Below are 20,152 nucleotides of genomic sequence, written 5' to 3'. Positions count from 1 at the left end.
CCGCGGCCTCGCGTTTCACATGCCTTGGGTCCAATCATCGACGGCGAGTGCACCATCCGGAATGAGTGTGAACGCTTTGTCGTGAGTGATGAGCGTCGCGTTGGTGGCAACCGCATGGGCGGCAATCATCATGTCGAGTGCTCCCAAAGTGATACCCGCCGACGTGCAGGACGCCCGCAAATCGCCGTAGACCGTGGCAGCGCGCTCATCCCACGGCAATACCTCGACGCGCAGCAAAAACTCGCGGATAACATTGGCAAGAGCAGCGGGGTGACCTTTACGAGCCAACCCGTATAGCAGCTCCGCTTGAGTGACGACAGAAATGACGATGCTGTCCATAGGCAATGCGACGAGTCGTTGGCGGACCTCAGGCGGATGCCCCTTGATGACGTAACTCGCCATGTTCGTATCGAGCATGAAGCGACTCAAAACAGACTCCTTTCCCCGGCGGGTAGGTCTTCACGATCCACCATGAAATCCGCTGGGATCTTGGTGCGGTTGGCAAGTTCGAAAAACTCTTGCCAGGAGGCAGGCTTCGGCGACAGTACGACATCGCCAGTCTGAGGGTCACGGCGAATGAATACTTCGGATCCCTGAAAGCGGAATTCCCTCGGAAGCCGGACGGCCTGACTTCGCCCGGTGATGAATAGTTTGGCGGTGGCCGACATGATGGGGCTCCTTTGATATCTATCAGAAATATATATCCTTGCATGGTGCATATCAATGGTATCTACCTTGCCTGATGCGACTGGTTTGGAAGGCAGTCATGTCCTGCCGGGTCGAAAGACCAGCTCCGCGCCGACGCGGGATGTGCACAAGAGACAGCTCCCTACGCAGACTTGATCAGAGCATCCCTATACCTCCGTAAGCGGCATGCCCTGCTTGCGGCGATAAGCCTGATGAAAACCTGCCGTGTGATGCAGTTGGTCGCCTTCCGCCAAATTTTCGTCAGAGGTGATACGGCCGAGGAAAAACGTGTGCGAGCCGACCTCCTGACTATGCACGATGGTCAACTCCTGAATGCGCAGCGCAGCAGCAACAGCGGGTATACCGAATTCCCGCGATGGTCGAACAGGAAACGGGAGTGCATTCCAATCCATGAGCGGCTGCTTATGATGCTCGCTGAGCTTGTAGACGACCGCCTTCATGGTTGCAGGGATGTTGGACAGGGCAACCCGGCGCACTTCGCGCATGGCTGGCACGGAAACGTTGGTGCTGCGTAGTGCGAGCGAAAAAAATCCGCTCCGCCCCAGCGGGCCAATCAAATCCATCGGGAAGATGTTTCGATGGCCTGGCGCGTCGACGGAGACAAGGACGACCGGCCGCACACACAGATAGGCGGTCATGAGCTGCTGTACCTCGGCGGGCTCCATCGCGAAGTGGGGCGAGCGATTCTTCAGCATGAGGCGGTTCTGCAGCCACGCATTCCACGGGCGCCGCGGCCAGCCGAGACAGTGGTGTTCGCCAGCGGCCACGTGATAAAGGGCGAGTGACGCATTTTCGGTAGCGACTGACGCTGTCTGCGCCAGACGCAAAACCCCGAGTAGCCTTCCTGTCGCGTTATCTCTGTACTCAAGTACGGGGCGTTGGCCGGCATCAAGGCTGGTCGCGATCTGAAGTGGCTTGAGCGAAGCTACCGTGTGGTCCGCCGTGACATCTGCCGATGTTCCATCCCAACGCAAGGTGGCGTTGACCAGCTGCTGCGGAGGAGCAAGGGCTACCGGAGACCATTGCGGCAGTGGACGCAGGAATGGCCTTATCCAATCCTTCCACATCTCAGACCCTCCGAAATAGCAAGAACATGTAGAGATGCGTGGCCAATCCGAAACCACGCGGGGTGAGGCGTTCCAGCCGGAAATGCGGTGATGCTGCTCGCGCGACGACACGCGGCGCAAAACGATGAACGCGGCTTTCGCTTGGGCTGGCGTAGTGACCACTGCGCATAAGATTGATGGCGTTTGCTCGCCACCAGCCGTAACGCGCATCACCGAGATAAAAAGGATTGAGCATACTGGCCAGGACAAAGCCGCCCTGGGCGACCACGCGCGACAAATCCTCAAAAAGTGATGTGTGATCCGCGAAATGGTTGAGGACCGCAAAGTTCGCCGTGACTCCCTGCACCTTGCGGGTGAGAGGCGATGCGACCGTGATAATGGTTTCGCGGGCGATTTCGTCGCGGCAGTACTGCGCCATGTATTCGCGCATCGCTTCCGAAGGTTCATACACGAACGTCACGTGTCCGTTCGCGGCATAGGCCTTCGCATCAATACCGGTGCCAGCGCCAAAATCGAGCACGTCTGCTCCGTCTGGCAGCAGATCCAGTGCCATCTTCTGAAACCTGTCGCGCACCACCCGGTCTCGCTGCGAGGTCAGAATGAATTTGTGGTACTGCTCTCCAGTGTGCACGTCTATCCGTCTGTTCGATTTTCCGGGGCTATTTCGTTGGAACGAGAGATTCCAACGCTGCGCGTACCACATACAAGGTGTCCATCCGCGGCACCGGCCGGGTGAGCCAGGTCAGCATGCGTCGGCTATGGTTCGACGTGACCCAGCTTTGACCCTGTAGCCATAGCTGCGTGCGTACCATGTCGGCACGTTCCTTGATGGCTTCTCCCGACGGCCTGACACGATTCTTGATGTAGCGCCCGACTTCGCGCACGGAGCGGGACCATTCGATGCCGGAGAGCGCGTGTAGCCACAATTCGGAGCACGAAACCTGCGTCAGGGTTTGATGGCGCGAGATCGTCCGCAGCAGGGGAGGGCAGTCACGCTCGAGCCGGGCTAACACGGCTTCGGGTACGGCATTCTTGTAGTAGCGCGCAACCAGGTGCAGCGGCGGCAGCGCCCACCAGGGGGCGTCGGCGGCATGCTCGTCCCACAATACGTTCCAGTCGCTCGCCACCATGCGTGTCGCCAGCAGCGAGATGTCGTTCAAGTGCAGCAGGCGCAGGCTGCGGTTGCAGAGGTTGCCTGCCGCGTGCAGCAGCAGGTGGCTCATCAAGGCGCCGATAGACGGGTAGTCATTCAAACCTGGCCGCGGCTCTCGCGGATAGATTCGTTCGGTGATATCGATGGCGGAGACCGGTAGCCGCTCCTGGATGCGGGTGTGCAGTTCGATATTGACCGGTGTGTCGCGGTGCTCACCCAAGCCTGCAACGGGTGAGCCTTCTGCTGGCTTGAATACCCGGTGCTTCCACGAGGCGAATGACTCCACGTAGCCGAGGTCCAGCAGCAGCTTGATCGTGGGCTCGGCATCGTTCTCGCGAACCAGCAGGTCGATGTCGGCCATCGGCCGGTCGCCCGGCGTGTAGAGTCCCAGCGCGTGCAGCGCCGAACCCTTCAGAGGAACGATGGTTAGTCCAGCGGCGCGGGCGTCGATGTCGATGCGATTCAGCAGAGCCACGATGCGTCGATGGCGATGCTCGACGTGCTCGCGCTGACTGGCGAGGAACACCCTCCACTGCGGGTTTTGCCACGAGGAAAATTTGCAAAGCAATGGCGATACACCATGCGCGGCGGCGGCAGCCGATGCGAGCTGCCATTCAAGCTCGTTCCACGCGGGCGTTGTGCCGCCCGGCTGCGATTTCGCCAGTTCCAAGGCAAGCGTTTCGGTAGTGAGGCGTAAGCCGTGCTTGACGATTTTGAGTGGTGGCAGCATCGAGGAGCTAGAGCAGATGCAGGGCTATGCGTCGCGCTGCCGGGAGCGGTGACGTCGTTGCGTCTTTGGTTCGGTGTGCCTGCTCACTCGCGATCAGCGCATCCCATCGTGCATCGAGAGCGACGCTGGCTTGGCGATGATGCTCCGGCGGTTCGATGGCCTTCGATTGCTGGAGGGTGACCTGTTCGTGCAGCAGGTCGCGCACGCTGCGATAAAAATCCGAGTCGTAGGCGCCGCTGAACATCATGGCCAGATCGCCGCTGTCCTGCCAATGCGTTTTTGAACCAAGCTGGGCCTCAACCTGCTCGTAGAATTTGGTGCCCGGCAGCGGGTAGGAAACACTGACGCCGATGTCATCCGGAGCCGCCTGCGCCACCAGCTCGCGAGTTGCCAGCAGGTCGGCCAGTTGCTCGCCCAGATAGCCCAGCTGGATGAAGAAACCTACGCGGATGCCGTGCCCACCCAGTCGTGCGCGGGCTGCAATCAGGTCCTCGACTTTCGTGCCCTTGGTCATCGCATCGAGCACGCGCTGGCTGCCGCTCTCAGCACCGATCCACGCCTCGGCGCAGCCGGCCTGCTCAAGCGCGGCGGCCATGCGTTCGCTGATCAGGTCGGCGCGCGTCTGGATAGTGAACGGGATCGGCCCGTCGGCAGCGCGAAGGTGCGCACCGAACTCCGCCACCCAATCGGCGTGGAAGCCGAAGATGTCATCCGCAAGCCAGATGTGATCGGGCTTGAACGTCTGTTTCAGATACGTCATCTCCGCGGCCACATCCTGGGCACTGCGCTGCTTGTAGTGGTTTCCCCAGATCGGCTTGGCGCACCAGTTGCAGCGGAACGGGCAGCCTCGCGACGCCGCCATGTTGAGACTGAAATAACCGTGCCGTTCGCGCCACATCGCACGATAGCGTTCGATGTCGACCAGATCCCAGGCAGGGCGGTCGATCAGGCGCGGATCCGGCGGCATCGCACCGATGTGCGTTGTGTGCGTCTGTCCGCTCGACAGCCGCGTGGCGACGCCGGGGATGCCGGCTGTCCAGTCCAGGGTGTCGAGACTCGAATCCCGGTCCTGGCGCTCGATCAATTCGACCAGGGCCGCAATACCTTCGCCGACCAGCACGGCATGCGCGCCCGCCGCGAGAAAGGCATCCGGATGGTCGGAAGCATCGGAGCCCGCAACGATCACTCGGGCGCCCTGGGCGCGCGCTTCGGCGATCATCTGGCAGGCCGCCTCGCGCATGCGGCTGAGGCACATCTTGGTCAGGAAATTGAAGTTGTCCTCGTAGATGACCACCACATCCGGCCGTGCGGCTCGCAGTGATACTGCGTAGTCCTCAACGCCTTCGGCCAGCATCGCGTCGAACAATGCGACCTCATGTCCCATCTGCCTCAGGAGTGCGGCGATCTGGATCGTAGCGAGCGGGGGATAAGGTTTGCCGCGCTCCCACTGTTTCCGGTCGTACCTCAAGAAATAAGAGTGACCGGCCAGAATCCTTAGCATCTCGAAGAGGCCTCAATCGTAGCCGTGGAGATATGCCGAAGTAGCGCATGAGCGTGATATCTGGACGTAAGTGCCTCCGCGTGGCTCTTCGGTTGCGTCTCGTAGTAAAAATATTGGGACATCGTTATTTGGGTCACCTTCCACGGATGTCCGGCGACGTGCAGTGGCAGCTTCTTGACGGATCCCTCAGGCGGCTTGCGCTAGGGACGCTCTGAACAAGTCCAGGCACAACCTTTTCCCGAAGAAGTCGCACTTACCACACGATCTATGTGGATTAGTGCGTGGCTGAACTATTGAACGACGATGATGGTCTTGACTCCCCGCCGTGGCGTGGAGACGCCGATGCCGACCCCTTTTGCGAGCGACCGGGTCGCCGCTTCTCGGTGTGCAAGCAGATATTGGGCGGACCGTTCCGATTCGAGAGCACCAGCCAGGCGCTCCTGCATCTGGTAGAGGTCGCCTATGGCGGCTTGCCGCAGCACCATCTACCGCTGACCACGCCGGAGTTCCGCATCGAGCTGCGTTTGTTGCCGCGCCAGGCTTCGCTGGGCGGTGTCGAGCCGCCGCCCGTCATACAACAATCGGGGGCCGGTTTGCTCACCGGCGTCATGGACGCATCGAACTACGCTGTCCTCGCGCCTGAGCAGCACCGGGCTTTGGTGGTGGCCTCCGAAGACATGCTCAGTCGCCCCTACCATCTGCGCTATGAGCTCATCGAATTCGCCGTCTTCACTCTGGCGACGCGCGGACTTGGTTTGGTCCCGCTGCATGGCGCCTGCGTCGGCCGGCATGGGCGCGGCATCCTGTTGCTGGGGGCCAGCGGCTCGGGCAAATCGACATTGGCCTTGCACAGCCTGCTGCAGGGCCTGGACTTTCTCGCCGAAGACGCGATCTTCGTGCAGCCAGAGAATCTGCTCGCCACCGGCGTCGCCAATTACTTGCACGTGCAGGTCGATGCGCTGCGTTTCATCGATGACGATGCGGCCCGGCAGTGGATCACGCAGGCCCCGGTGATTCGCCGTCGCAGTGGTGTCGAGAAATTCGAAGCCGATCTGCGGCAGGGTCATGGCCGGCTCGCGGCGGTGCCACTGGAGTTGGCCGGCGCGGTATTCGTTTCCAGCCAACCCGCTGACGATCCGGACGTCTTGCTGAGCCCTATCCCCAGGGATGAAATCGCTGCACGGCTCTCTGCCGACCAGCGGTATGCAGCCGGGCAGCCCGGCTGGCATGGCTTCGAGCGGCAGCTGATGCAGTTGGGCGTTCACCAATTGCGCCGCGGGCGCCACCCACGGGCCTCGGTCGACGCACTGCGGCAGCTTCTCGACTAAGAGCCATCCCTTTCAAGGTCTTCGCCCTCTGCCTCCTCACCCCCGGTTACCCATTTGTCCACGGGGGGCAGAACGGAGGTGAGGAGTGGGTGCTCGCTATGACCAAAATCGAAACCCGCTTTAAACTCCAGTGGCTAAGCCAAGGGTGACAACGATGCGTTAGAGGAGGGGGTTGCTGATCTTCCAGGATGTTTGGTTGGAGCACGCCATGGCGCTTCCTAGAAGTGTGGAAATTTGCGATTGACGTCATAGAACGCCATGTTCGATTATGACCACCGGGGAATTCAGAACGGATTTGTGGAGTGCACCAAGGAAGTGTCGCGTCAAAAGGATCGCGTGCCGAGAATGACGTGGGTGCCGTGGCCAGCGAGCCACAGGAACAGGCCAACACGGCATTCGACACCGGATTGGCGGGCCTGGTGCTCATTGCGCGATTTCATGGCATCGCTGCCGACGCAGCACAGCTCGCCCATGAATTTCAGGAGCCAGGCCGACCGTTCGGTCGCGATCTTGTTCTCCTAGCAGCCAAGAAGCTCGGACTCAAAGCCAAGGCGGTGCAATCGGCGGCGGATCGGTTGAGCTACCTCGCCCTACCGGCACTCGCCATGGATCGCGACGGCAGCTTCTACGTCATTGCCCGAGCGAATGATCAGAAGGTCCTAATTCAAGACCCTCGACGCGCTGCGCCGGAAATACTTTCCCTGGCGGAAGTCGAAGCCCGTGGGTCGGGCGAAGTCTTGCTCTTCACATCGCGGGCGTCGCTCACGGGCGAACTCTCCCGCTTCGACTTCAGCTGGTTCATTCCGGCGGTGGTGAAGTACCGCAAGCTGCTGGGCGAGATCTTGCTGGTCTCGTTTTTCTTGCAGCTGCTGGGACTGATCACGCCGCTGTTCTTCCAAGTGGTGATGGACAAGGTGCTGGTGCACCGGGGGCTGACCACCCTGGATGTGATCGCCGTCGGCTTGCTGCTGTGCCTTACCTTCGAGTCGATACTTAGCGGCTTACGGACCTACGTATTCGCCCATACCACCAGTCGTATCGACGTCGAGCTCGGTGCCCGGCTGTTTCGGCACCTGCTGTCGCTGCCCTTGGCGTATTTCCAGGCGCGGCGGGTAGGCGACTCCGTTGCGCGTATCCGCGAACTCGAGAACATCCGCAACTTCCTGACTGGAAATGCCATCACCTTGGTGATGGACGTGCTCTTTTCCTTCGTATTTATCGCCGTGATGCTGTGCTACAGCGGCTGGCTGACCCTGGCGGTGGTCGCCTCGCTGCCGCTGTATGCGTTCCTGTCCTTCACGCTGACGCCGGCGTTGCGGGCCAGGCTGCGCGAGAAGTTCAATCGGGGCGCCGAAAACCAGGCGTTCCTGGTCGAGACCATCAACGGTATCGACACCGTCAAGGCGATGGCGGTGGAACCGCAGACCAACCGGCGCTGGGACAATCAGCTGGCCGGCTATGTCGAGGCGGGCTTTCGCACCGCGGCGCTGGGCACCGTGGCGCGCGAAGGCGTCAATTACATCGGCAAGCTGGTCACGGTCGTAACGATCTGGGTCGGGGCGCGCCTGGTGATCAACGGCAGCATGACGATAGGCCAGCTGATCGCCTTCAATATGCTCGCCAGCCGGGTAGCGCAGCCGATCATGCGCATCGCCCAACTGTGGACCGACTTCCAGCAGACGGGCCTATCCATGCAGCGGCTGGGTGACATCCTCAATGCCCCGAGTGAGGCGAGTAATGGCAGCCGCAGCAGCATGCCGCGCCTGGAAGGGCGGATCGAACTCGATGCGGTGAGCTTCCGCTACCGGCCGGACACCCCGGAGGTGCTGCATGGCCTGAGCCTGGCGGTGCGCCCTGGTGAAGTGATCGGCATCGTGGGCCGCTCGGGCTCAGGCAAAAGTACGCTCGCCAAGCTTATCCAGCGCCTCTACGTGCCCGAGCGCGGGCGTGTGCTGATCGACGGCATGGATCTGGCGATGGTGGACGTGTCTTCGCTGCGTCGCCAGATCGGCGTCGTGCTGCAGGAGAACCTCCTGTTCAATCGCAGCTTGCGCGAAAACATCGCACTCACCGATCCCGGTGCCCCGCTCGACGCCGTGATCGCCGCGGCCAAGCTGGCAGGCGCACACGACTTTGTCCTGGAACTGCCCGAAGGCTACGACACCGTGGTCGGCGAGCACGGCGCCACGCTCTCCGGCGGCCAGCGCCAGCGCATCGCGATCGCACGGGCGCTGATGAACAACCCCCGCATCCTGATCTTCGACGAAGCCACAAGCGCGCTCGACTACGAGTCCGAACGCATCATCCAGGCCAATATGCGCGCGATCTGCCAGGACCGCACGGTGATCATCATCGCGCACCGCTTGTCGGCCGTGCGCGATGCCGACCGCATCATCGTGATGGAGCGCGGACACATCGTCGAACAAGGTAGCCATGCCGAGCTGCTGCAAATCCAGGCCGGCCATTACGCACGACTGCACGAGCTGCAACTGGCATGAGTACTCCCACCATGCGATGGCTGGCGTTTCGCGAGCTGTGCGGCCGTTACGCGCAAGCATTCCGTGCAGCCTGGGGGCTGCGCGCCAGCCTCGATGCGCCGACACGACGGCGGCACGAAACCGAATTCCAACCCGCCGCGCTGGCGCTGTGCGACACCCCGATCCATCCGGCCCCGCGTTGGGCCATGGCGATGATTGTGGGCTTGCTTATCGTGGCTGTGGCTTGGGCCAGCCTGGGTAAGGTGGATGTCATGGCCACGGCGCAGGGCCAAATCGCCCCCAACGGAGACGTCAAGACGATCCAGTCGCAGGACACTGGGGTCGTCACTGCCATCCATGTCGTCGATGGTCAGCAGGTCAAGCAAGGCGACCCTATGATCGACCTGGACGCCACCGATGCGCAAAGCCATGCCGAACAGGCCAGCTCCACACTGGCATCCGCTCGCAACGAAGCCGCGCGTGGCCGCGCCCTGCTGGAAGCCATCGATCATCAGCGCGCCCCCAGCTTGCAAGCCTCCAGTGGCGCGGAGGCCGCCGAATTAACGGCGCAGCGCCATGTGTTGGCCGGCGAATACGCAGACTACCTCAGCAATGTGCGGGAGCTGGAGGCGGAAGTCGCCCAGGCTGCCGCCAGCCTGCACGGCGCCGAGGCGGAAATCAGCAAGCTGGAAGCTACGCTGCCCATCGAGCAAACCAAGGAACAGGACTACGCCAAACTCGCCGAGAAAGGGTATGTGGGACTGCACCAGTACTACGGCGAAAAGCAGGCCGTGATCCAGATGAAACAGGACCTGGCCGCACAGCGTGCCAAGCGTGTCGAAACCCAGGCGGCGCTCGACGCGGCTCAGCGCAAGCGCGATGCCTATATCGCGCAAACCCGGCGCACCTGGCTGGAGAAAATCCAGGACGATGAAACCAAGGCGGTAGCGTCGGGCAGCGAGCTCGCCAAGGCGAAAGCCCATAGCCGGCTGATGCATCTCATCGCGCCGGTGGACGGCACCGTGCAGCACCTCGCCGTGCACACGATTGGCGGCGTGGTCAGTCCAGCCCAGGCGATCATGACGGTGGTGCCGCTTAGCCATCAACTGCTGGTCGAGGCGACGATCGACAACCAGGACATTGGCTTCATCCATGCCGGACAGCCGGCGGAAGTGAAGGTCGAGGCGTTTCCGTACACACGCTACGGCGTGCTGCACGGCACGGTGGTGCAGGTCTCCAACGACGCCAGGCCAGATGAAGCGGACAAGAGGAAATGGGTGTTTGCCGCGCAGATCGCCCTGCCGACGGACAGCATGCTGATTGAGGGCAAGGAGATTCACTTGACGCCGGGGATGACGGTGACGGCGGAGATCAAGACCGGGCGAAGGCGGATTATCAGCTATCTGCTGAGTCCGTTGATCCAGCACGCACGGGAGAGTTTGCATGAGCGATGACATCTGTAGCGGGTAGTGGCGTATCCAGCGCAACCAGAAGTCGTCCAACTCAATTCGCCGGAGAACATCTATGAACTTCAACTCCAAAGTGCGTCAGTCGGCAAGGTCACTAGTAGCGTCGAAAATTAGATCACCTGAGCATGCGTGTAAGTGGGTGTTCCTCATGCTCGGATTCATGACGTTAGGCACGGGTTGCGCGCCAGTGGCTGGACGATCGCCCGTTCATCAGGCGAGATATGAAATGCCGGGTGCGGCAACAGAGGCGAAGATGGATGCATCAGTGCCCCCTCTATCGATGAATGTCTTTTGGAAGCGTCTTTTGCCACTTTTGCGCGAAGAGGGAGGGTACGTGTCGGCGGACCGCCTCCAGAAAATCACTGGCGTCAAATTGAATGAGCAATCGGCGTTCGATGGGGTCGATATCTACACCGCTGAAGGAACGCAATCAGGGAAATACCACGTCCGACTGGACGAGTTTGGCGGTTCTCCTGATCTCCCAAGATCGAAGATGCCAGTGTGGAGACTTACGCGCGGTTACTACAGACCCGGTTATTATTCTATTTTTGATTTTGATATTTTGGCATCCGATTGCATTACGCCGGAAAATGCCAGGCGTGATCTATTAGATATCGGCTTCGTTGACAGAGGAGCTCTATTGCTATCTCCTCCCGAGCAAGTGTTTTCATTGCCAAATAGAAAATTTCCGCGCGTCACTACATTTCTCGAGTACGGGGCTGAAATCGCAGGGTGCGTTTTGGGAGTTCATGTTGAAGGCTATACGGAACGCCGGGAAGGGTAAGCGCCGATGACTAGGCGTTGCCTCACCGTTTAGAAGAAGGCGGCGCCAGAGCCTTTCATGCCATCAAGTGACGAACATTGATAGTTAATTCATGAGGTTATCATCTGGGATATATTGTGACGTTAAATAGATCTTCAATGGTTAGTGCAGCTTTGTTAGCCGTTCTTTCTGCGCTTAGCGTCTCTTGCGCGAGGCAAGCTAAATCTCCTGCATCGCCCCTTGGGGTTGCCACCAATCTTCTAAGGTGCTCAGGAATTAATGAGCAAGGTCCAATGTCGAATGGCTCGTATAAGAAGCACACCTCCGAGATGGTGGTCCATATGGATCAAGATCCAAGCAAGATTGAAGTATGGATCGATAGCCCGGTTTCCAAATCGCTGTGCTCGACGATTGCTGATTGCACAATTAGTCGCACGGATAGCACTATTCATATAGATGCTCACCACGGCGGCGAGGGGCTTCGCGTTCATATAATGAGCGCTTTGATTTCGATGCAAAGAGCGGAATGATTACCCATCAGGGCGGTGGATTGGATGGTGGTTGGAGCTTCACCGGGCGATGCGTGGCAAAGGATGCCAGGGCGTGATTGTCTCGATTGATCGTTGAGCTACGATCTAAGCTTGTCAGCGTCGGAATAAAGACTTTCAGGGCGGCTAGGAAGCAGAATATGGACGATTTTCCGGTATTGCCTTGCCAAAGGGGCGCGGATAAATGAAATCAAGCCGCAAATGCCGAAATTTGATCATCGCTACGATGGTCATTGCGGCTATGGGGCAGTCGATAGCGCGAGCGCAAAGCGCCCCTGTTGTCGCCGCTGCGCCGGCAAGCTCAGCTGCTGCACTGCCAGGGGACTCCCTAGCGTTGAGCGACCAGCGCCATTGGCAAAGCTTTCTAAAGCTTGCAGCCAGGCCTAACGCCGTGGTCACTCTCGAAGACATTAAGCGATCATTCCGTGATGAGACAGTTTCGACAACTAGTCCAGGACAATATGGGATGCCAAATGCTCTGGCGTACGTCGTGTCCATCCCGGAACGACTGCGCGAGCTATTTCCGGGTCGAAAGCAAATTCATCTGGATTTCTATTTTCACGATAAAGACTTGCGAACATGTCTAACCAAAGAAGAGCTGGTGAGCGATCTCAATAGAGCGCAGTGGAGGCAACTTTTTGCACACCCTGAATTCGTTCAGCCGGGGGTTGATGGCGGCCCTCCAATTAATTATCCAGCTCAAACAATCTTCTTAAAAGGAGATCAGGGAGTTATCTCGATAGCTTACGCAGGCGGCTGCCCAGAGAGTGCATCTTTGGATGCGAACAAAATTTACTTTGATTTACTTACCAATAAATGGACGTCGGGGATCGGTCAGTGACGAATCTAATCCTTTATCAAAGTGCGCCGCAAATCCGGCCGGCATTAAAGAAAACATGTGGATAGATCATTGATGTCGGACTTCTGTTGCTTTTTCGAAGGGTGCGGATCAATGAAATCAAACCGCAAATACCGAAATTTGATCATCGCTACGATAGTCATTGCGGCTACAGGGCAGTCGATAGCGCGAGCGCAAGGCGCTCCTGTCATCGCCCCCGCAGCAGCAAGCACAGCTGCCGCACCGCTGGATGACTCTCTGCCGTTGAGCGACCAGCGCCATTGGGAGGGCTTTCTCAAGCTCGCCGCTAAGCCAAATGCTGTCGTTACCGTCAAAGACCTTGAGGATGCCTTTGGGCAAAAGGCGGTATACCTGAAGAAGAATGGACTTTATGATTCTTACAGTATTAAAGACTTCGTGACACTTCTTCCAAGTGAAGATCGATTTGCGAAAGAGCGTTATCCGGAACGAGCGTCCAACTACGTTTCGTTTGGTTTTCTTGGTAGGCACAACAAAATGTGCATCACTCGCGATCAAGTGATAAGCGATCTTCTGAATTTTGGATGGATATTACACGCCCATTCTCCAGCGGAAGGGGATTTAACAGAAGATATGCCGGACGACATGAAGGTTGGTTCGGATATTTTCCTTAAAGCAGATCAGGGTGTTCTTAGACTGATCTATTCGATAACAAATTGTGCGACAACGGCTATTATGCAATCGAATAAGCTTGCATTTGATGAAGCTATTCAGGCCAATAAGCCGGGAATCGGCCAGTGAGGGATCCTGGCCTTAATCAGAGCTCGCGGAAAATCTGTAGGTCATTCATAAAGAGAGCATGTGGATAGTTCACCGATGTCAGACTTCCATTGCTTGGTCAAAGGGTGCAAATAAATGAATCAAAACCGCAAATACCGAAATTTGATCATCGCTACGATAGCTATTGCGGCTATGGGGCCGCCGATAGCCCGGGCCCAAAATGCTCCTCCCGTCGCCTCTGCGCCGGCGAGCACAACTGCCGCAAACGTGAGAGATCCTGTGGCATTGAGCGACCAGCGCCATTGGCAGAGCTTTCTCAAGCTTGCCGCTAAGCCAAATGCCGTCGTGACCGTCGAAGACCTTGAGGGCGCCTTTCAGGAAAAGTCAGTGCATCGGAAAAATCCCGGCTTTCCCGATTCTTACAAAATACAAAATTTCGTAGAAATCGCCTTCGGCAGTAACCGTCTTGGCCTCACGCTACATTACCCAGAGAGAGGGTCGAACTTCACATTCTATGAGTTCCTTCCTCCCCGGCCAAATGATAATCCATGGATAGATACCAAGCCATGCATTGCACACGAACAAGCGATGAGGGATCTTCAGCGAGCTGGATGGGTGCTACACACTCACTCTCCAGGAGAGCCTATTCATGGGGATATCAGAGAACAGATTCCGCCCGGCATGCCACTTGGTTGGTATACCCTCATCAAAGGAGATCAGGGTGTATTGACGCTTGTCTATTCGGAACCAACACATTGTGCTGACAGAATAATCATGCAGTCCGATAAATTCGAGTTCAATCGAGTTACCCGCGCCGCCACACCGGAGGGAGGCCAGTGACGAATCCAGCCCTTAAGGGTGATCTGATGTATTTGCATGAAAGATAAGTGTTCGTTGAGGCTTAAACATTCCGCATCAGTAGAGAGGTTGTGCAACATGTTTAAATCTATCCTTCCTTGGTTCGCAGTCATGACGGGCGTGATGATTATCGCCGGCTGCGCGTCAGTCCCAGTGGGCGGAGTATTAGCCAAAGAGAAGATCCCGGAGGCGTCAGCTTCCCACAATCAGGAATTGGCTCAGGGTAAGCCGATCACGCTAGAGCAGTCGCAAGAAGTTTGGCGCAAATTGATCCAGTTGGCGACGACGCGTAAAGACATAAGTAAGTCCGATTTTGAAAAGATGTTTGGGATAAGGTTCCCCCCCCCTGTCGTGGCTGGGGGCGACGATCTCGTTTATATGGCAAAGCTTGGATCTGGCCACACATTAATTGTGAGTTTCATTGAGCCAGGCAAAAACTCTACTCTTGATCCCAAGAGGTCGAGTCCCTCCATTGGCTTCAAGGAATTTATGCCGAAAGACGCTGATTACAACAACCCATGCCTGCCAGCAAGTACTGCTTTTGAGGAGCTCAAGAAGCTTGGTTGGAGTGATCCATTTACAATGCGCGCGGGCCTTGATGTATTTAGTTTGCCTGGAGGAAAAGGCGCTTATTTCATGGATATCTTGCACGTAGATGGGTGCATAGATAGCGTTCGTTTGCGCTAAATTAGCCCAATTCAATTTACTTGGTATATATTGCCCCTAAGCCGATCAAGGAATGTAAGTATGAGCGACATCAGTCCCCAGCTCCAGGCTATCCTAAATAATTTCCAAGCATCCACGGCTAACGATCCGATCGGCACGCAGACCTATAACACGCTGATGCAGTCCATTCAGCAGAGCCAGCCCCTGCTCGATAGATTGAATGCCAATGCTATCAACGGCTCCCTGGGTGCCATCAATTTTTCGACAGGCACCTATACAAATAGCTGCTTCGCCAAAACAACCGGAGATGTTACGGCCGCTGGACTTCCCATTTCGACTATTGAACTTGGATCAAACTATCTGTCTGGATTAATAGATAGGGGGATCATGAATTCCTTTGTGGTGGCCGATTTGATTGGGCATGAGAATTATCATGTATTTTATGCCCCGACAATCCAGTCTCAGTACAGCGACTGGGTGAGTTCAGTCAAGAATTATTTTGCAAATCCAACCGCCTCCGGCACCACGCCGGATCTGTTGTTGCAGCAACACGAGAAGAACAATGATGGCAACGAAGCTGGTGCCATGATGGAGGGCTTCAATGCCGCGGCAGCGGCCTATATGAAAGACAAGGGCCTGACCAGCTTGACTGCTGGTGACATCGGGAAAATGGCGGAGAAAGATGCTTATGTGAGTTATCTCTTCCGAAGGGATGGAACGCCCCAAAGCGGAATCGTACTTTCCAGTAGCGGTGACGGCACCATCGATACAGCTCAAAGCCTCGCCGGTGCTATAGATATTGCCGGGCAAGCTCCTTCATCAGGCGGCAATACTGGGAATACTCCACTAGGTGGATCGCTATCCCTGCCGAGCAATGACAATAATCAATATTACGGCGACTCGGCACTTCGCTCCCTGTGCCAGGCCGCCAACGGCCAGCCTTTCCAGATCAATTACGCGCAGGACGGCCTGCTCTATAACACAGCCAATCCGGCGTCTCCGCTTACCACGCTACAGGCCGACACCATGTTCGCGGCCAATGCCTACAATGTGAGCACAAATACGTCGTTTTTCAGCTCTGGCCTGAAATGCACGATTGTTGATACCGGAACGGGGCACACGTCTTCATACAACTGGCTTCAGCCTGGTGCCGCGGGTAACGGAAACAGCACAGACCCCTCGCTACAGGTTATCGATACCGCTCCGGCACCCTCTGCCGGTATCCAGTCTGTGAACACGCAAGAAGACCTGCAGGCTAATGGTACTTACATCAATTCTGAGACTCTGACCACCACGACTGGTGGTGCCGTTAGTGCCTCGGTAGATGGTTCGAACGCGACCGTTAACCTTTCTGGCGCGACTATTACCGATACGGCCGGCAGCAGTGTGACCGTCCGGGGCGCCAACAACACCATCACCAGTGGCAATGGCGCGACCACCACGATCCAAGGCAACAACGATACCGACACCAGCACGGGCGGTGTCGTCAATATTTCGGCGGGCGACACTGGCACCTCGGTGACTGGCAACCAGACCGCGATCAACGCCGCGAGCGGCGTCAGTAGCAGCGTCTACGGTTCGGGTAACATGATCGATCTGCAGGCCAACAGCAACTCCACAATGGGCGTGAACGGTAGTGCGGAGACGGTCAACTCGACCGGCAACAACGTCGTCTTGGGCGCAAATACCAACGCCACGGTCAACGGCGTGACAACCGTGAACTTCTGGTCGGGCGGCTCGAACAACTCGAACGTGACGCTGACCTCTGCCGGCGACACGGTTAATCTGGCCAATGGCGATAGCGGCGAGAGCATCACCGGCACCGGCGACACGATCAACGGCGCAAGCAGTGTCGGTGGCTGCGTCTACGGCTCGGGCAACACGATCGACTTGCTGGCCAACAGCAACGCCTCGATGGGCGTCACCGGCAGTGCCGAGACGGTGAATTCGACTGGCAACTACGTGGTTCTGGGTGGGAATACCAACGCCACGGTCAACGGCGTAACGACTGTGAACTTCTGGTCCGGCGGCTCGAACAACTCGAACGTGACGCTGACCTCCGCCGGCGCCACGGTCAATCTGGCCAATGGCGATAGCGGCGAAAGCATCACCGGCACCGGCGACACGATCAACGGCGCAAGCGGTGTCGGCGGCTGCGTCTACGGCTCGGGCAACACGATCGACCTGCTGGCCAACAGCAACAGCTCGATGGGCGTCACCGGAAGTGCGGAGACGGTGAACTCGACTGGCAACTACGTGGTTTTGGGCGGGAATACCAATGCCACGGTCAACGGCGTAACGACTGTGAACTTCTGGTCCGGCGGTTCGAACAACTCGAACGTGACGCTGACCTCTGCCGGCGACACGGTTAATCTGGCCAATGGCGATAGCGGCGAAAGCATCACCGGCACTGGCGACACGATCAACGGCGCAAGTGGCGTCGGTGGCTGCGTCTACGGCTCGGGCAACACGATCGACCTGCTGGCCAACAGCAACACCTCGATGGGCGTCACCGGCAGTGCCGAGACGGTGAACTCGACCGGCAACTACGTGGTTCTGGGTGGGAATACCAATGCCACGGTCAACGGCGTGACAACCGTGAACTTCTGGTCGGGCGGCTCGAACAACTCGAACGTGACGCTGACCTCCGCCGGCGCCACGGTCAATCTGGCCAATGGCGATAGCGGGGAGAGCGTCACCGGCACCGGCGACACGATCAACGGCGCAAGCGGCGTTGGTGGCTGCGTCTACGGCTCGGGCAACACCATCGACCTGCTGGCCAACAGCAACACCTCAATGGGCGTCACCGGCAGTGCCGAGACGGTGAACTCGACCGGCAACTACGTGGTTCTGGGTGGGAATACCAATGCCACGGTCAACGGCGTAACGACTGTGAACTTCTGGTCCGGCGGTTCGAACAACTCGAACGTGACGCTGACCTCCGCCGGCGCCACGGTCAATCTGGCCAATGGCGATAGCGGCGAAAGCATCACCGGCACCGGCGACACGATCAACGGCGCGAGCGGCGTAGGCGGCAGCGTTTTCGGCTCGGGCAACACGATCGACCTGCAGGCCAACAGCAACACTTGGATGGGCGTCATCGGCAGTGCGGAGACGGTGAACTCGACCGGCAACTACGTGGTTCTGGGTGGGAATACCAATGCCACGGTCAACGGCGTGAATACCGTGAACTTCTGGTCGGGCGGTTCGAACAACTCGAACGTGACCCTGACCTCCGCCGGTGACACGGTCGATCTGGCGGCCGGTGATACGGGGGAAACTATCAACGGCTCGAGCGAGCATATTGTTGGCGCGGCAGGAGATAGTCTTACGGTCATAGGTGCCGATGACACGTTCAACGCCGGTGTAAATGATGCCCTGGCGTGGAACAGCACGGACGGTAAATACACCGAAGACATGGCCTTCGGCGCCAGTGCCGGTCTCTCGAATGAGCAGCTCTTCACGAATGCCAATGGCGCGGCCACCGAGGTCGCGAGCCTTCTGAACAACGCCAGCAATGGCGAATCCACCGTGCAGTGGTACAACGGGTTCAATCTGCCGCAGGGCTATTCGGGCTGGGCGGAGACCTTCAGTGGCCAGAACGCCGGCGGCGAGTTGCTCCAGGAGGCCCAAACGAACCTGAGCAACTACACGGCAGATATCAATTACTACTACGACAGCCAGGGCCAGCTGGTGGATTACAGCGACACCTGGTTTTCCAGCGCGGGCGTCAATTACGGCACGGTGACCTTTGATCCGTGGGGCGATGTGCTGTCCGGCTACGACAGCTACAGCATGGCCGCCGACCCCGGGGCTGAGGAAAGCGACGGCTTTTATGGCCTGGCTGGCGACGCGCAGATGATCCAAAACACGCTGCACAGTGTCGGCGGCGGGCTCACGTCATCCTTGCTCAAGCTGGGCAACGCGAGCGATCTGGCGACGGCCGGTATCGGCTTGCAGCGCGCCGCGGCCTCGATCGCCGATGCCCTGGCGCATCCGGGCAGCAACGCGTCGCCCTACGAAAACGCCCATTGGTATGCCGCCAGCAAGGGCCAGCCGCGGACGGAGATCACCTGGAGCGCCGCGGGCGTGGGCGGTCCATTCAGCGGTTCGCTGAGCTCGGTTGAATTGGCGGCGGTCGAACAAGCTTTCGACACCTGGGGCAAGGCTTCCGGGATCCATTTCCGGGAGGTGGCCGATGCGAGCCAGGCGGAAATCCGTGTAGGTCTTGGCCAGCTCGATACCGTCACCTCCGGTGTGGCCGGCTATACCGAGTGCCATTCCGTCGCTGGCATGATGCGCGGCGCCGAGATCTATTTGGAGGACCCCGGCCAGGATGCCCTGGTCGGCCATGCGACGGGCGAGGCCACTTATACCAGCACCGATGCCTCCTTCGAGCAGGCGGCGCTGCACGAAATCGGCCACGCGCTGGGCCTGGCCTCCAACACCGACGCGCACTCGATCATGTATTACGCCTTGACGGCGGATAACCGGACACTGGATGCCACGGATGTGTCGAATATCCAGTCGTTGTACGGCCATTCGCCGGCGTCCGCGCTCATGGAGAGCCAGGCGCAGCAGTTGGTGCAGGCGATGGCCTCGTTCGATGCCGGGCAAGGAGCGTGGGAAGCTTCGCCGATGATGCCTGATCTGCACCCGCTGGCCTCGCTGGCGATGCCAGCGTCGAGCCATGGGTTGCGTGGGGCGTAATCCGTCCCACCATTTCTTCGGGCCCTTATTCGATATCGGCTCTACCGCAGTGTGGCTCGATGCTCTTGTCGGCCATGCTGCGGTAGCGTTGGCGTCTACATGATTGTGTGACGCCTTCGGCGACGGCCCACTTGCGTGGGCCATCGCCTGCGCCCACCTTTCCACGCATCGCGTGCCCGAGCTCAAGCTAAAAGACCTTGAAAGGGATGGCTCTAAGAGCCGAGTCGCTTGCGGCGGTAGCGTAGGCGTAACCTTTTCTCCTGAGGGGCGCACTCATCCAGGGCGGATCAACGCGGGATACGCAGAGTAGTGAACAGGCTCTAGGGATCACTCCTTTCAGGGTCTTCAAGAAGCTTGATGACTTAGCTCCCTCTCCCCTGCGGGGAGAGGGTTGGGGTGAGGGGGCAATCTTGCGACGGGGCAGGTTCGAAGCGGGTTTCGATGTACGTAATCGCGAGCACCCGCCCCTTGTAAGTTTGCTTTACCCCCGCCAGACCGTTGCCCCTCGGATCACGAGATCGTAGGTGAGCCTGGGTCGGCGGGGACTTTTCCTCACAACCCGAACAGTTGCCTGGGC

Annotated in this window: 15 protein-coding genes; 9 read left to right on the top strand and 6 right to left on the bottom strand. The window is 58.5% G+C overall.

Annotated features, from left to right (window positions below; translation table 11 throughout):
• Nucleotides 1-15: 15 nt before the first annotated feature.
• The 6 genes from OUZ45_RS17295 to OUZ45_RS17270 form a co-directional block, all read right to left on the bottom strand.
• Nucleotides 16-429: a type II toxin-antitoxin system VapC family toxin gene (locus tag OUZ45_RS17295; protein ID WP_266171411.1), complete on the bottom strand. Its 414-nt coding sequence runs from the start codon at nt 427-429 to the stop codon at nt 16-18.
• Nucleotides 426-668, bottom strand: a complete 243-nt coding sequence (locus OUZ45_RS17290; RefSeq protein WP_266171410.1) for an antitoxin — start codon at nt 666-668, stop codon at nt 426-428. The genes OUZ45_RS17295 and OUZ45_RS17290 overlap by 4 nt, the downstream gene beginning before the upstream one ends.
• Before the next feature lie 186 nt (nt 669-854).
• Nucleotides 855-1,775 carry a flavin reductase gene (locus OUZ45_RS17285; protein WP_266171409.1) on the bottom strand — a complete coding sequence of 307 codons (921 nt, stop codon included), beginning with the start codon at nt 1,773-1,775 and terminating at the stop codon, nt 855-857.
• Nucleotide 1,776: 1 nt separating this feature from the next.
• A complete protein-coding gene (locus tag OUZ45_RS17280; protein WP_266171458.1) occupies nt 1,777-2,406 on the bottom strand; it encodes a class I SAM-dependent methyltransferase in 630 nt (209 codons plus the stop codon).
• A 28-nt stretch (nt 2,407-2,434) separates the two neighbouring features.
• A complete protein-coding gene (locus OUZ45_RS17275) occupies nt 2,435-3,658 on the bottom strand; it encodes a nucleotidyltransferase family protein (protein ID WP_266171408.1) in 1,224 nt (407 codons plus the stop codon).
• A 7-nt stretch (nt 3,659-3,665) separates the two neighbouring features.
• Nucleotides 3,666-5,159 carry a B12-binding domain-containing radical SAM protein gene (locus OUZ45_RS17270; RefSeq protein WP_266171407.1) on the bottom strand — a complete coding sequence of 498 codons (1,494 nt, stop codon included), beginning with the start codon at nt 5,157-5,159 and terminating at the stop codon, nt 3,666-3,668.
• A gap of 293 nt (nt 5,160-5,452) precedes the next feature.
• Here OUZ45_RS17270 and OUZ45_RS17265 point away from each other — a divergent pair, with 293 nt between their 5' ends.
• From OUZ45_RS17265 to OUZ45_RS17225, 9 genes are all read left to right on the top strand, one after another.
• Nucleotides 5,453-6,487 (top strand): serine kinase, encoded by a 1,035-nt coding sequence (locus OUZ45_RS17265; RefSeq protein WP_425601707.1) that lies wholly within the window; start codon nt 5,453-5,455, stop codon nt 6,485-6,487.
• A 359-nt stretch (nt 6,488-6,846) separates the two neighbouring features.
• Nucleotides 6,847-8,985, top strand: a complete 2,139-nt coding sequence (locus tag OUZ45_RS17260) for a type I secretion system permease/ATPase (protein ID WP_266171405.1) — start codon at nt 6,847-6,849, stop codon at nt 8,983-8,985.
• On the top strand, nt 8,982-10,418 hold the full coding sequence (locus OUZ45_RS17255; protein ID WP_266171404.1) for an HlyD family type I secretion periplasmic adaptor subunit: 1,437 nt from the start codon (nt 8,982-8,984) through the stop codon (nt 10,416-10,418). The genes OUZ45_RS17260 and OUZ45_RS17255 overlap by 4 nt, the downstream gene beginning before the upstream one ends.
• Before the next feature lie 70 nt (nt 10,419-10,488).
• Nucleotides 10,489-11,217 carry a hypothetical protein gene (locus tag OUZ45_RS17250; RefSeq protein ID WP_266171403.1) on the top strand — a complete coding sequence of 243 codons (729 nt, stop codon included), beginning with the start codon at nt 10,489-10,491 and terminating at the stop codon, nt 11,215-11,217.
• Between the two features lie 711 nt (nt 11,218-11,928).
• Nucleotides 11,929-12,585 carry a hypothetical protein gene (locus tag OUZ45_RS17245; protein WP_266171402.1) on the top strand — a complete coding sequence of 219 codons (657 nt, stop codon included), beginning with the start codon at nt 11,929-11,931 and terminating at the stop codon, nt 12,583-12,585.
• Between the two features lie 111 nt (nt 12,586-12,696).
• Nucleotides 12,697-13,362 (top strand): hypothetical protein, encoded by a 666-nt coding sequence (locus OUZ45_RS17240; protein ID WP_266171401.1) that lies wholly within the window; start codon nt 12,697-12,699, stop codon nt 13,360-13,362.
• A 114-nt stretch (nt 13,363-13,476) separates the two neighbouring features.
• Nucleotides 13,477-14,181 carry a hypothetical protein gene (locus tag OUZ45_RS17235; RefSeq protein ID WP_266171400.1) on the top strand — a complete coding sequence of 235 codons (705 nt, stop codon included), beginning with the start codon at nt 13,477-13,479 and terminating at the stop codon, nt 14,179-14,181.
• A gap of 96 nt (nt 14,182-14,277) precedes the next feature.
• Entirely contained in the window at nt 14,278-14,886 is a 609-nt protein-coding gene (locus tag OUZ45_RS17230) for a hypothetical protein (protein WP_266171399.1), read from the top strand.
• Between the two features lie 60 nt (nt 14,887-14,946).
• Nucleotides 14,947-19,575, top strand: a complete 4,629-nt coding sequence (locus tag OUZ45_RS17225; RefSeq protein WP_266171398.1) for a matrixin family metalloprotease — start codon at nt 14,947-14,949, stop codon at nt 19,573-19,575.
• The last annotated feature ends 577 nt before the right edge of the window (nt 19,576-20,152 follow it).

It is taken from the genome of Dyella subtropica, from assembly GCF_026283965.1.
GTDB lineage: Bacteria > Pseudomonadota > Gammaproteobacteria > Xanthomonadales > Rhodanobacteraceae > Dyella_D > Dyella_D subtropica.
Note: the sequence above shows the minus strand (reverse complement) of the source record. Positions and strands in the feature narration are given on the sequence as shown.